The organism is Pseudomonas sp. NPDC087817 (genome assembly GCF_044742875.1).
In the GTDB taxonomy this organism is placed as follows: domain Bacteria; phylum Pseudomonadota; class Gammaproteobacteria; order Pseudomonadales; family Pseudomonadaceae; genus Aquipseudomonas.
The window spans coordinates 130654-143753 of record NZ_JBIUVJ010000001.1 but is presented as its reverse complement, the minus strand read 5'-3'; the positions used below and the strand labels follow the sequence as shown (position 1 = coordinate 143753).

The following is a 13100-nucleotide window of genomic DNA, read 5'->3' as shown; positions in this document are numbered from 1 at the left end:
AGACGATGCAAGCGAAGAAAGCGGCGCATCACGCGCCGCTTCCCTGTTTCACATCAAGCCACGATGTCGCTGGTCGCTGCCTGGCCAACGGTGCTGACCTGGAAGTCAGCCACGCCGTGCCCGGAGAAGTCCACCGAGAGCAGGCTGTTGCCGCCCGACGAAGTCAGAATCGCATCGCCGGCTACACCGGTGAAGCTGCTGACAAAGTGCAGGCCGGCGCCGTTGGTGATGCCGGTCAGATCGATTTTGTCCAGACCGCTGACGAAATCGAGGATCTGATCGATCGCACCCGGCTTGGAGTCGGAGCTGGCTGCGAACACAAACGTGTCCGAACCCGCGCCGCCCCACAGCTTGTCGGCACCGCCAGCCCCGTAGAGGATGTCGTTGCCGGCACCGCCCTTCAGTTCGTTGGCCACGCTGTTGCCGATCAGCAGGTCGTTGCCCGAACCGCCGATGGCGTTCTCGATGATCGCGCCCTTGGCGATGGACACGTTACCCACCAGGCCGCCAACGTCGGAGAACGAGGCGTCATTGAGGTTGATCTTCTGGTTCTGAGTGAAACCCGAGAAGTCCAGAGTATCTTTGCCGCCCGCATCCCACACCGAGAACACCAGCTTGTCCGCCGACGACGACGCGCTGAGGTGATCACGACCGGTGTTGGAGTTGAAACCGTAGGTGGTGTCACCGGTACGGGTGGTGGTGTTGGCACCGTAAAGCTTCTGGATGGCAGCGATATCGTCCATCAGCGGGCCGGAGGCATAAGCTTCTACGCCGCCCTTGCTGAAGTTCTGATTGGTGTTGCTCTCGCTCCAGTAACTCATAAGGCTGTAACCGCGGGTGTCTTGCCCGTAGGAAGCATCCTTGTAAGTCGGATTGCCTTCGCCAGCGTTGTAGTCGCCGGGGTGAGACAGGCCCAGGGTGTGGCCGATTTCGTGGGTCAAGGTCTGACGCCCGTAGTTGCTCAGGCCTGGGGTCTTGTTGACGTCGTAGCCGCTGCCGGTCAGGTACCAGGACTGGCCGTCATAACCTGGCTCGGTGCCCGGCAGGAATGCAAACGCTGCCGCGCCTTCCTGGCCACCGCTGTAGTTACCGAAGGTCATGTGACCATCGCCGCCTCGGGCAGCTTCGGTGAACGTCACATTGGCGACATCGGCCCAGGATTGCATGGCGAGCACGGCCTGGGCTTTTTGCAGGGCGCTGAACTGACTGAAACCGGTGACACCGAGGCCGCTGAAGTTAGCGGTTTTGGCGGTCAGAAAGGTGTAGGTCAGTTCGATCTTGCCGCTGTGATCCAAGTCGTTCCAGTGGGCACCATCACGCAGCAACTGAGTCGCAGCCTGATCCACGGAGAACGACGGTTTGCCATTGACCGTGAGGTTGCCGCCACGATCGTATTGGTGGCTGAAGCTATTGATCTGGTTCCAGGCAGAGCTGGTTGCAGCCAGAGATTGCGGCGCCGCCGACAGCAGAAGAGCCTGTTCGGCGGTATCAATAGCGTTAGCTTTAACTTTCGACATAAACACACTTCCTTGTTTAGCAATGGAACAGTTTTTGTCCGATAGCGACAACCCCTGGCGAGATTGTCCTATCACTCGCCCAATGAAGGCGTAAGAAACCTGACACAATTTGAAATCTGTCGTAAAGGATTTTTTTGAGATCAAATTGAACTGTTCCGGGAAACTCCCGTAAACAAAGCGTGCGCTGTGGGAAGAATGTTTTAGACGGTGATTTTTTGCCTAATTGTCTGACGATTTTCTATTTAATTATTAAATATGGGTAAGTTGTTTTTTGTTAGGCGCGTCTCACTTCGCTGCACTTTATTAGTGCGTGCCAGCGCATTGATATCAACTATTTCAATACTCGAAAACCAATGTGGGAGCGGGCTTGCTCGCGAAGGCTTCAGGTCAGTCAACATTGAAGTCGAATGACCCTCCGCTTTCGCGAGCAAGCCCGCTCCCACAGGGATTTATCAGCGATACGGTTATCAACTACCGGTGCGAATCTTGTTCCACACCCGCGTACGAATCCGGTCGATATTCAGCGGCATCGCTTCCAGCGCGAACAGCTTGCCCATCATCTCCGGGCTCGGGTACACCTTGGTGTCGTTCTTGATCGCCGGGTCGATCAGGCTGTCGGCCTGTTCGTTGCCGTTGGCGTAGTGCACGTAGTTACTGATGCCCGCCATCACGTCCGGGCGCAGCAGGTAGTTCATGAACGCGTAGCCGGCCTTTTCGTCCGGTGCATCAGCGGGCATGGCAACCATGTCGAACCAGATCGCCGCGCCTTCCTTGGGAATCGCGTAGCCGATGTCGACGCCGTTTTTTGCTTCCTTGGCGCGGTTCTCGGCTTGCAGGATGTCGCCGGAGAAGCCGACCGCCACGCAGATGTCGCCATTGGCCAGGTCACTGGTGTATTTCGAGGAATGGAAGTAGCTGACGTACGGCCGGACTTTCATCAGCAGCGCTTCAGCCTTTTTATAGTCCTCGGGATTTTTGCTGTGATGCGGCAGACCCAGGTAATTGAGCGCTGCCGGAAGCAGTTCCGGACCGTTGTCGAGGATCGCCACGCCGCACTTCTGCAGCTTTTCCATGTATTCGGGTTTGAAGATCAGGTCCCATGAATCGACCGGCGCGTCATCGCCCAGCACCGCTTTGACCTTGGCGATGTTGTAGCCGATGCCGGTGCTGCCCCACAGATACGGGAAGCCGTGTTCGTTGCCCGGATCGTTGGTTTGCAAGGCTTTGAGCAGCACCGGGTTGAGGTTCTTCCAGTTCGGCAACTGGCTCTTGTCGAGCTTTTTCAGCGCCCCGCCCTGAATCTGCCGGGCCATGAAGTGGTTGGACGGGAACACCACGTCATAACCGGATTTACCGGTCATCAACTTGCCGTCGAGAGTTTCGTTGCTGTCGTACACGTCATAGGTGACACCGACGCCGGTTTCTTTCTCGAAGTTCTTGGTGGTGTCCGGCGCGATGTAGTCGGACCAGTTGTAAACCTTGACCGTTTCCGCGGCCTGAGCAAGGGAAACGGCGAGCATCAGCGGTGCCAGAGCGAGGGTCTTGCGGATCATGGATCGATTCCTGTGTGGGTTTTCTTTTTTGTTGGCAGGCAATCAAAGGATCAAACAATCAGAAAATCAGCACGTAGCTCTTGCGCACGGTTTCCTGGATATCCCAGATACCGAGCGTGTTGGCCGGCAACATCAGTGCGTCGCCACCTTGTATGTGCAGGGTTTCGCCACCACCGTCGGGGGTGAACGTGCAGCGTCCGGAGATGAAATGGCAGAACTCCTGCGCGGTAATCTGCCGACGCCAGCGGCCGGGGGTGCATTCCCAGACGCCGGTTTCTACGCCGTCGTCGCGCTCGACGCTGGTGGTCGAGGCAATGGCGACAGGTTCGCCGAGGGGCACGGCGACCGGATTGGACTCGTCGAGCTGGAGCGTGGCGGTGTTTTTGAACTGGGTGATGCTCATGGCGTTACCTGTCTCGGGGCTTTGTTGATGGCTTTTTTGGGAGTGCATCGACGTTCAATGCATGAAACCTTCCATGAAACCGGCCACTTGGCTGGCGAGTTTGCGCCGCCATGGCGCGGTCGCCGGGTTGGCCAGGGTCTGGTCTTCATGGACGAAGCTTTTGATGATCGCGTTGTAACCGAGCCAGCGACACGGCTCCGGCTCCCAGGCGCGCAGAGCGTGAATGCCACCGTCGGGCAGCACCCAGGGCTGGTTAACCAATTCGCTGTCGCGTTCAAGAATCAGATCCGCCAGGGTGCGGCCGCCGAGGTTGCTGGCACCGACACCCTCCCCGCCATAACCGCCGGACAACGCGATGCCATTGGCACGGTCGCAGAGCATGTGCGGCTTGAAGTGTCGGGACATGCCGAGGTTGCCGCCCCAAGCGTGAGTGATCTGCACATTTTTCAGTTGCGGAAACAGTTCGCCGAACAGATAGCGGCGTAGCTCGACCTCATCACGGGTCAGGTCGAAGTTGTGGCGCAACTGGCCGGCAAACTGATAACCGCCACGTGCGCCGAAGATCAAACGGTTGTCGGCGCTGCGCTGGCCGTAGGTGACCTGACGGCTGAATTCACTGAAGGCCTGGCCACGACTGAGGCCGATCTCGTCCCAAGTGGCGGCGGACAGCGGTTCGGTGGCGACGATCAGGCTTTGCACCGGCAACTGATAGCGACCCAATGGCGGCAATGTCACCGAATACCCTTCCACTGCCGGAACGATCCAGCGACTGCGCACACTGGCCTTGGCCGTACGCAAGCTGCCCGACTGCCAATGGGTGACCGGGCTGTTTTCGTAAATCTTCACACCCATGCCTTGCACGGTGCGCGCCAGAGCACGTACCAGTTTGGCCGGGTGAATGGTCGCCACATGCGGCGCATAGATGCCGCCGTAGGGTTTGGCGACGCGGATCTGCTGCGCCAGTTGCTCGGGGCTGAGCCAGCGGTAATCGTCGTCGGTCAGGCCTTGGGCATGCAGTTTGGCCAGGTATTCACGCAGGCTGGCTTCTTGCTCCGGGTAACGTGCCGCGCAGTACAGGACGCCGCCCTTGCGGTAATCGCAGTCAATGCCTTCACGTTCGAGGACAACTTCCACTTCGTCGGGGATGCTGTGCAGCAGGTCAAACGAAGCGCGGCGCTGTTCCGGAGACAACCCGGCAAGCAAACGATCCTCGCCGAGCAGGTTGCCCATCAGCCAACCGCCGTTACGACCTGAGGCGCCGAACCCGGCGGTTTGCGCCTCGATGATGGCGATATCCAGGCCTGGGGCATGTTTCTTCAGGTAGTACGCCGTCCACAGCCCGGTATAACCGGCGCCGATAATCGCCACATCGACGTCCAGATCCCGCTCAAGCGCAGGCCGCGCGATCAGCGGCTCGTCGAGTTGATCCATCCATAAACTGATAGTGCGCCATGCTGGCATGCAAGACTCCGCCACTGAAAACCTTCGATGGCGTCGATCCTAGTGCGCGGGCTCAGGGAATGTCTTGCGCGCGTGTCCGCAAAGAAATTTGTTTGACGTAGGCCTTCGGCGACTGCCCGGTGTGCTGACGGAAACAGCTGTAAAACGCCGACAGCGAATTGAACCCGGCCGCGAAGGCCAGCTCATCGATACGCACGGGCGGCGTCGCCGCGTCGAGGGATTTGAGCAAATGCTGCAGGCGCGCCTGATTGACGTAGCGATAGAAGCTCTGCCCCAGCACCTGATTGAGCAGATAGGAAATCTGATTGCGGCTGTACCCGCACTCCTTCGCCACCCGTTGCAGGTCGAGCTCGGGATCGAGATACGGTTGCTGTCGTTCGAAATATTGCTGCAAGTCCTCGGCCATAAAGCTCAATTGGCGCGGCGACAGGCCCAGACGACTGACCGCCGGGCGCTGGCTGGCTTTCTCGTTGTCGCCACTTTGCGCGCGAACCAGCGAAGCGTATTCGTTAACTCGCCAGATCAGCCCGTCCTTGACGGTGATTGCCTCACTGGAGCGGAACGACACCAGCCCGTCACCACCGCGTAGCGTCACTTCGTATTGAATGAACGCGGTGTTGCCGTCCACGCGAATCCGGTCGCAATGCTCGAGCGCTTCGTCGGACTCCCTCGGCATGCTGACCCGCACGTACTCGCGCAACTCGTCGAGACCGAGCACGCGGTTCTGGAAGAAATCGTTGTACTGGATGTCCGGGTGGTACAGCGCCATGACGCTGTCGAGGTCGCGGTGTTTCCAGCTCAAGTGATAGCGCATGACCGTGGCAGCCGTGGCCTGGGTCTGGTCTGGGCCGTCATCGTCGGCGTGCATAAAGGGCTCGGCGAAAAAGAATCGAGCTTGCCCAAGTTCACCACGGGCAGCAATGATTAATCCGTCATGGCATTTTGGCGACGATTACGTAGTCCGTGACTTACATCAAAAAATGCGAAGCAATCGCAAAACGAACTGAAAAATCGCACAGAAATTTCATATCCAGATGCTATTTTTAATGGCAGTCACCGGTTGAGCCAATGAAGGCTCTTCCCACCTACCGTGAGCAAAAGGAAGCGCTCGATGAAGAAGGCGGGCAACACATGAACAAAGGGTCAAGCAAAGTCACGTTCCCCAATGCATGCCAGCTGATGCGTTGGCATTTTCATCCCATGGGTTTCGAAGCAACGATGGACGCACCGGGCAGCATGATCGCCCGCCTGTTTGATCGCGCCAGTGGCGAAACCATGATCGCTATCGCCGGCATCCCGTGCGCGACGGTGATGAATGCAGCGGACGTCGAGCGAATTATCGAGGCTGTGGAGGATGAGCTGGAAGCATTCATTCCTCCAATCTCTCTTAGAAGTTACGCATAAACATTTGATTTACAACAAAAAAAACCCGCAGAGATGCGGGCTTTTTTTGGCTCATGCCATCTTCCTTTCGGGTCGGTGATCGGCGAAGAATGGCTTGCCCCTTGGCACCCGATCGGACGCCCGAGGCATGTTCACCGCCTGCACATCCTGCGGCTCGACGTACCAGTAACAATGACTGACTGCGCGGGTAATGCCGACGTAGGCCAGGCGCAGAATTTCATCCTTCTGGGCGCTATCGTAGGGCTCGCTGTCGCCGCTTTTACCCAACCCGGCCATGCGATAGACCTGATTCTTGTACGGCGAACTGGTCAGGTGCTGGCAGTCACCGAGGAGAAACACCGCGTCAGCCTGCAAGCCCTTGGCGCTGTGATAGGTCAATTGTTTGATGCGTCGGGCTTCGTACGGCAAGCTCGAATCAACATTAACTACAGACTGAATATGCTCTTCAATCAATGACTTATCGCTGCTTTTTCGATAAAGCATCAAGATTGAGTGGCCCCGTCGGTAGTGATCGGCGAGACGCTGCCCCAAGGCTTGGTCGTCACGCTCCAGCACGTTGACGGGCTGTAACGGTTTCGGTTCGCCGCTGGCTTTGGCCTTCTTCCCGGGAATCGCCGGTGCTGCCCGCACGATATGTTCGGCCGCGTCGATAATGTGTTGATGACTGCGATAGTTGTCGCTGAGCATGACCCGCGTAGTGCTCGGCGACGGGAATTCCTTGGTGAACTCCATGAAATAACTCGGCGAACTGCCGCGCCAGCCATAAATCGACTGCCAGTCATCGCCCACGCACAGCAGCGACGAACGCTGCGCACCCCGGCCGACATGCATGGCCGGCCCACGACTACGAATTTCGATGAGACTGGCGCGAATCCACGAGACGATCTGTGGCGAAACGTCCTGGAATTCATCGATCATCAGGTGCGACATCGGTCGCAGCAGCTCATCGCTGAGCAACTTGAGGTTTTCCGGTGAGTGCTCGCTGAACAGCGCAAACATGCGGTTATAGGTCATGACCGGTGGTTTTTGGTCGAGCAGATGATCTTCCAGTGCGCGCCAGAACAGACTTAAGGCCTCGAAGAAAAACCGGTCTGGGTCATCCTTGGCGAAGCTCATACGGCCGACGGCGTCGGGTACATCCAGCCCCAGGTTCTCGATAAAACCAGCGGCGGCAACAAAACAGTCGAGCAAAGGCGCTGACGCCAGTTCGCCTTTGACCTTGTAATCGAAGCCCGGGCCTGCACTGGCATCACCCGCCAAAGTGGCCAGTACGCGCTTTGAAGAGTCGTAACTATCAAGCCATATCAAAGGCTTACGACAGAAAGCTTGAAACAGGGTGCGCTTTACCGCCCACTCCGCACGTACGGAAAGCTTGGCATTGGGCCGGTTGAGCTGCGGGTTTTCTCGTGGATCGAAACCGAGCACTACCCAAGCGTCGAGGCTGGGAATGTAACCATGACCGTGGAATTTCGCACCATTGATCTCGAAAGTCTGCCGGTTCGGCTCAATGCCCTTGATCGGCCAGGCACCGGCGCGAAACCACAGATCTTCGATGACGTCGCAGAGTTCTTCGTCGCGCTTGGCAGCGAGTTCGGTGACTGCCATGCGCTTTTGCACATCCGGGTGATCACGCTCCAGCTCCTTGAGCTGCAAGGCTGCTTTGGACAGCGGCTGAATCAACTGGCGGAAGCGCTCGTCCTGAGTGAATAAACGGTGATAGCAGGCGTTGAGCTGTTGGCGTTGAGCGTCATTGATGCGCAGATCGAACGGATTGCTATCGACCTCCTCGTCAGCACCCGGCGCGCGATGGCTGAGGTTTTCAAACGCCTGCAAACGTTCGAAACCCGGCAGGCTGCGGACCATCGGCAGGATGCGCGAGTGAAAGGTCCGCACCAGCTCGCGCGCCTGTTTCAAGCTCAACGCATGGCCCCAGAGCGCGAACAGCTCGATCAGTTTATTGATGAAATCCTTGCGCGACTCGCGGGTGAATGTCACCACGGTCATCGAATCAAGCTCAAAACCCAGATAATGGGTCAGCAACAGAATCCGCAACACCAGCGTGGTCGACTTGCCCGCTCCGGCACCGGCCACTACAGAGGTCGAAGGTGTCTCGCTGAAAATCATCTTCCACTGCGCGGTGCTCGGCTGAGCCTGTGCGGGCAGTAAACGGGCGACATCGGCTTTTATGCGTTTCTTCAATTCAGGCGTCAGCGGCAGACGCCAGTCATCGAACAAGTGATTATCGATGCTCGGCGGACGATGCTCGGTGCTGCGGCTGTCGCGAATCAACAATACCTGCCGGCCTTCTTCCAGACCTTCGAGTTTGCCCTCTTTGTAGCCGTACTCGACACCTGCCGTGTGCCCGCTGCGAAAGCCGTCAGCCTGACCATGCAGCCAGGACGCGCGATGCTGAGCACGCAAACGAGTCAAACCGTGGCCGAAGAAGCGTGCGGCCAGGCGCTTGAACCATGGCATTTCGGCCAGAGGGCGAAGTTCGGGAGGAAGTTCGGGGGTGTGTTGCGCCACGCTGACGGGCTCCAGTGTGTAAGGCTGTTGAGGGCTATGGTGTCTGTATTTGCCGTCGAGTTCTAGCGAAATGCTTACAGGTCATTGGTTTAGGCGATGAATTGAAGGTGGGACAAGAGTGTTTCGACGCCACTTTCTATCAAGTTATTCGATGCTGATACCGCAGTTTTTACGCTTTTTATCGATGCTTGCCTGATAGATGATCGACGCCATACACCACCGGACTTGCGCCAGATGCGGCCATCGCATCCCCGCGACGAGCCTTTTGAGGAGACGAACATGCTTGAACTCAGACCTTTCAGCTCGCTGGGCGGCGCCCATCATGGCTGGTTGGATGCCCATCACCATTTTTCGTTCGCCGAGTATTACGACCCGCAACGCATGAACTGGGGCAACCTGCGGGTCTGGAATGACGATGTGATTGCCCCCGGCACCGGTTTCCCGCAGCACCCGCATCGCGACATGGAGATCATCACTATGTGCGTGAAGGCGCGATTACCCATCAGGACAATCTCGGCAACAAGGGCCGTACCGAAGCGGGCGACGTACAAGTGATGAGCGCCGGCACCGGCATTGCTCACAGCGAATACAACCTGGAGGCGCAGGACACGAGGATTTTCCAAATATGGATTCTGCCGACCGAAACCGGCGCCCCGCCGTCATGGGGTGCGAAACCCTTTCCGAAAGGTCAGCGCGAAGGTTTTGTGACCCTCGCCAGCGGCAAGGACGGCGACGATCAAAGCCTGCGGATCCGCGCCGATGCACGCTTGGTCGCGGCGAACATCAAGGCTGGAGAAACAGCCGAATACCAACTGGAGGCGGGCCGTCGGGCGTATCTGGTGCCGGCGACAGGTGTCATTGAAGTCAACGGCTTGCGGGCACAAGCTCGAGACGGCGTGGCGATTGCGCATGAACAGGTATTGACGGTCACGGCGCTTGAAGACAGTGAGATTGTCCTGGTGGATCTCGCCTGATTTCATCAGTGGCAAAAAAAGGGGCAACCGTATGGTTGCCCCTTTTATTCAAACACTGATGTCGTTGCGGCTTATTTAGTGCTGATAGCACCATCCACCAGGGTTTGCGCTTCGGCCACCAGTTGCTGGAGGTGATCGTCGCTGATGAAGCTTTCGGCGTAAATCTTGTAAATGTCTTCGGTGCCCGAAGGACGTGCTGCAAACCAGCCGTTTTCGGTCATCACTTTCAAACCGCCAATCGCTTGGTCATTGCCCGGTGCGTGGCTGAGAATGCTCTGAATCTTCTCGCCTGCCAGTTCGGTCGAGGTGACCTGCGCCGGCGACAGCTTGCTCAGCAGCGCTTTCTGTTCCGGGTTGGCCTTGGCATCAACACGCACCGAGAACGGCTCGCCCAGTTCGTCCGTCAGGGCGCGATAGGCCTGGCTTGGGTCGCGACCGGTGCGCGCGGTCATTTCAGCAGCGAGCAATGCCGGGATCAGTCCGTCCTTGTCGGTGCTCCATACGCCGCCATCCTTGCGCAGGAACGATGCGCCAGCGCTCTCCTCGCCACCAAAACCCAACGAGCCGTCGAACAGACCGTCAGCAAACCATTTGAAGCCGACCGGCACTTCATACAGGCGACGCCCCAGACGCTTGGCAACGCGATCGATCAAGCCACTGCTGACCACGGTTTTACCCACGGCCGCATCGGCACGCCATTGCGGACGGTTCTGGAACAGGTAGTCGATGGACACCGCCAGATAGTTGTTCGGCGCGAGCAAGCCACCGGATGGCGTGACGATGCCGTGGCGATCGTGATCCGGGTCGCAGGCAAACGCGACATCGAAACGCTCTTTCAGGCCGATCAAGCCTTGCATTGCATGGCTGGACGATGGGTCCATGCGAATCTGACCATCCCAATCAACGGTCATGAAGCGGAAGGTCGAATCGACTTCCTTGTTCACCACGTCCAGGTCCAGACGATAGTGCTCAGCGATGGCCGACCAGTAACGCACCCCTGCTCCACCCAACGGGTCAACGCCCAGATGCAGTTTGGCATCACGAATGGCATCGAAATCGATCACGTTGATCAGATCGGCAACGTAGGAATTCACGTAGTCGTGGCGATGAGTCGTGCTGGCCTTGAGCGCTTGCTCGTAGCTGATGCGTTTAACACCCGCCAGTTTGTTGGCCAGTAGCTCGTTGGCCTTGGCTTCGATCCACTTGGTGATGTGGGTGTCGGCGGGGCCGCCATTGGTCGGGTTGTATTTGTAGCCGCCACTTTGCGGCGGGTTATGCGACGGCGTGATGACGATGCCATCGGCCAGGCCCGAGGTACGGCCGCGGTTGTAGCAGAGAATGGCATGGGAAATGGCAGGTGTCGGCGTGTATTCATCACCTTCAGCGATCATCACGGTGACGCCGTTGGCCGCCAGGACTTCCAGAGCGCTGGCTCCGGCCGGCGTCGACAGCGCGTGGGTGTCGACACCGACGAACAGTGGGCCGGTAATACCCTGGGCTTCACGGTACAGGCAAATTGCCTGGCTGATGGCCAGAACGTGCCATTCATTGAAACTCAAGTCGAAGGAACTGCCGCGGTGACCGGAAGTGCCGAACGCCACGCGCTGCGTGGAAATGGAAGCGTCGGGCTGGCCGGTGTAATAAGCCGTTACCAGTCGCGGGATATCGACCAACAATTCTGCCGGTGCCGGTTTGCCCGCAAAAGGACTGAGAGTCATGCAAAACCTCTGAAATAGAGTGGTTCAGGAATAGAGCGCAGTTTACTGGCAGTTTGACCGCAGCGCGATGGGATCTATCCGAGACTCTCCCGATGTTTTTTAACGTTAATCATCGGGCGCCAGACGCAACGCGTCACCCAATAGCCCGACGACATCGGCCAGATCGTGCTCACCATGGGTCAGCGAACTCAATCGCAGATGGTGCCCATGCAGGCCCTGCAGACTGAACAACTCCCCAGGTGCAATGACGATCTGCTGCTGGAGCAAACGGTGAAACACGTTGCCCATATTCACCGGTCGTAACGAGCGCACCCAGATGGTCGCCCCGCCCTGCGATTCGTCGATCGCCAACGCTTCACCCAGTCGCTCGCGCAATAATTCGATTAATTGCGTGCGACGCTCCTTGAGCATTCGGCGCAGCACGGACAAGTGCTGATCCAGCCTGCCGCCGCCCAGCAACCTGGCAATCGCCTTCTGGCGGATCGGCGACAAACGGAACGCACGCAACAGGAAATGGCGTTGCAACTCACTCCGCCAATGGTGAGACAGCACAAAACCGAAAGGCGCCTCTGTACCGACGAACTTCTCGAACGTGGAAAACACCAGCAAGCGATCAGGATCCAGCCAGTCGCGCAAGCGCTGGGAGTCGTTGCCTTCATCGAGTTCGCTATAACAGTCGTTTTCCAGCACCCACGTACCATGGCATCCGAGCAGATGCGCGATCGCCTGTCGATTGGTCCGGGACAGCGGGCTGCCCTGAGGCATGCTCAACGCCGAAGACAACAGGATCAAGCGCACCGGCTCACTCTTGAGCAATGACTCCAGCCGCTGGGGATCAATCACTCCTCCCGTCAGCAGCGGCAGCTCGATGACACGAACTTCAGCAGCATCCAACAGGCGCAAGATCACCCAGTCGCATGGAGATTCGACCACTACGGTGGCCCCACGCAGCTCAAGCACGGAGATCAGTATTTCCAGCACCCCACGCAGATCTGCACCGATATAGACGTCATCGGCATGCCAGCAATTCACCGTTGACGAGGTATAGCGCGCGGCAAGCACCGTACGCAGTTCCAGCTCGCCGCAAGGCTGCGCCAGTAGCTGCGGCTGTCGCGGATATTGGCGCAGCAGTTCGCGTTCAAGTGTCAGTAGCGGACTGTCCAACGGTTGCATTGAGGCCGGGTCGTCGGCGCTCAACACACACATACCAGGGCGCCTGGCGTTGACATACACAGTTTCAAGCAAGTCACTGCCGCAACCGGGCGACTCCAGAGCGTTCTGCGCTTGCGCGTAGTAACCGGACTTGGCGATTGAATAGACGCGACCTTCTTTTTCCAGTAACGAATAGGCGTACTGGACGGTCGATATAGACACATTGAGTCGATCAGCCAATTGCCGCAACGAGGGCAAGCGCACTGCCGGGCCACCCCCCGCCTCGTCGATTAACAGCGTCAGATAGCGATACACCGCCTGATATACGAAGTCGTTTTCCCGTGACGCTTTCACAAGCCCGCCCCCGTGGGCAAGTATTCATGCTCTGGCAA

General features: G+C 58.0%; 9 protein-coding genes and 1 pseudogene. 2 read left to right on the top strand and 8 right to left on the bottom strand.

What is annotated here, in order from left to right; all coding sequences use genetic code 11:
- Nucleotides 1-53 precede the first annotated feature (53 nt).
- The 5 genes from ACIONG_RS00655 to ACIONG_RS00635 form a co-directional block, all read right to left on the bottom strand.
- Nucleotides 54-1517, bottom strand: coding sequence for a serralysin family metalloprotease (locus tag ACIONG_RS00655; protein ID WP_315445365.1), 1464 nt, complete (start codon nucleotides 1515-1517; stop codon nucleotides 54-56).
- 467 nt (nucleotides 1518-1984) lie between these two features.
- Nucleotides 1985-3070, bottom strand: a complete 1086-nt coding sequence (locus ACIONG_RS00650; protein ID WP_401295957.1) for a polyamine ABC transporter substrate-binding protein — start codon at nucleotides 3068-3070, stop codon at nucleotides 1985-1987.
- 58 nt (nucleotides 3071-3128) lie between these two features.
- Nucleotides 3129-3473 carry a cupin domain-containing protein gene (locus tag ACIONG_RS00645; protein WP_093431317.1) on the bottom strand — a complete coding sequence of 115 codons (345 nt, stop codon included), beginning with the start codon at nucleotides 3471-3473 and terminating at the stop codon, nucleotides 3129-3131.
- Between the two features lie 54 nt (nucleotides 3474-3527).
- On the bottom strand, nucleotides 3528-4934 hold the full coding sequence (locus tag ACIONG_RS00640; protein WP_401295953.1) for an NAD(P)/FAD-dependent oxidoreductase: 1407 nt from the start codon (nucleotides 4932-4934) through the stop codon (nucleotides 3528-3530).
- 52 nt (nucleotides 4935-4986) lie between these two features.
- Nucleotides 4987-5802 carry a nuclear transport factor 2 family protein gene (locus ACIONG_RS00635; RefSeq protein WP_103304963.1) on the bottom strand — a complete coding sequence of 272 codons (816 nt, stop codon included), beginning with the start codon at nucleotides 5800-5802 and terminating at the stop codon, nucleotides 4987-4989.
- Nucleotides 5803-6065: 263 nt separating this feature from the next.
- On the opposite strand from ACIONG_RS00635, the gene ACIONG_RS00630 reads away from it, so the two are divergent.
- The gene (locus ACIONG_RS00630; RefSeq protein WP_103305046.1) at nucleotides 6066-6338 is read left to right on the top strand and encodes a DUF1652 domain-containing protein; all 273 of its coding nucleotides are present in this window, start codon (nucleotides 6066-6068) and stop codon (nucleotides 6336-6338) included.
- A gap of 51 nt (nucleotides 6339-6389) precedes the next feature.
- On the opposite strand, the gene ACIONG_RS00625 is transcribed toward ACIONG_RS00630, so the two are convergent.
- Complete coding sequence (locus tag ACIONG_RS00625; RefSeq protein ID WP_401295949.1) at nucleotides 6390-8864, bottom strand: UvrD-helicase domain-containing protein; 2475 nt, start codon at nucleotides 8862-8864, stop codon at nucleotides 6390-6392.
- Between the two features lie 279 nt (nucleotides 8865-9143).
- On the opposite strand from ACIONG_RS00625, the pseudogene ACIONG_RS00620 reads away from it, so the two are divergent.
- Nucleotides 9144-9838 (top strand): annotated as a pseudogene (locus ACIONG_RS00620) (pirin family protein).
- A 71-nt stretch (nucleotides 9839-9909) separates the two neighbouring features.
- Here ACIONG_RS00620 and pgm read toward each other — a convergent pair.
- Nucleotides 9910-11556, bottom strand: a complete 1647-nt coding sequence (gene pgm / locus ACIONG_RS00615; RefSeq protein WP_401295946.1) for a phosphoglucomutase (alpha-D-glucose-1,6-bisphosphate-dependent) — start codon at nucleotides 11554-11556, stop codon at nucleotides 9910-9912.
- Between the two features lie 105 nt (nucleotides 11557-11661).
- The gene (locus ACIONG_RS00610) at nucleotides 11662-13062 is read right to left on the bottom strand and encodes a PLP-dependent aminotransferase family protein (protein WP_401295943.1); all 1401 of its coding nucleotides are present in this window, start codon (nucleotides 13060-13062) and stop codon (nucleotides 11662-11664) included.
- Between the last annotated feature and the right edge of the window lie 38 nt (nucleotides 13063-13100).

Bases quoted from the DNA above. Each gene is read 5' to 3' on its own strand.
- ACIONG_RS00655 (WP_315445365.1), bottom strand. From the start codon at position 1,517: ATGTCGAAAGTTAAAGCTAACGCTATTGATACCGCCGAACAGGCTCTT.
- ACIONG_RS00650 (WP_401295957.1), bottom strand. From the start codon at position 3,070: ATGATCCGCAAGACCCTCGCTCTGGCACCGCTGATGCTCGCCGTTTCC.
- ACIONG_RS00645 (WP_093431317.1), bottom strand. From the start codon at position 3,473: ATGAGCATCACCCAGTTCAAAAACACCGCCACGCTCCAGCTCGACGAG.
- ACIONG_RS00640 (WP_401295953.1), bottom strand. From the start codon at position 4,934: ATGCCAGCATGGCGCACTATCAGTTTATGGATGGATCAACTCGACGAG.
- ACIONG_RS00635 (WP_103304963.1), bottom strand. From the start codon at position 5,802: ATGCACGCCGACGATGACGGCCCAGACCAGACCCAGGCCACGGCTGCC.
- ACIONG_RS00630 (WP_103305046.1), top strand. From the start codon at position 6,066: ATGAACAAAGGGTCAAGCAAAGTCACGTTCCCCAATGCATGCCAGCTG.
- pgm (WP_401295946.1), bottom strand. From the start codon at position 11,556: ATGACTCTCAGTCCTTTTGCGGGCAAACCGGCACCGGCAGAATTGTTG.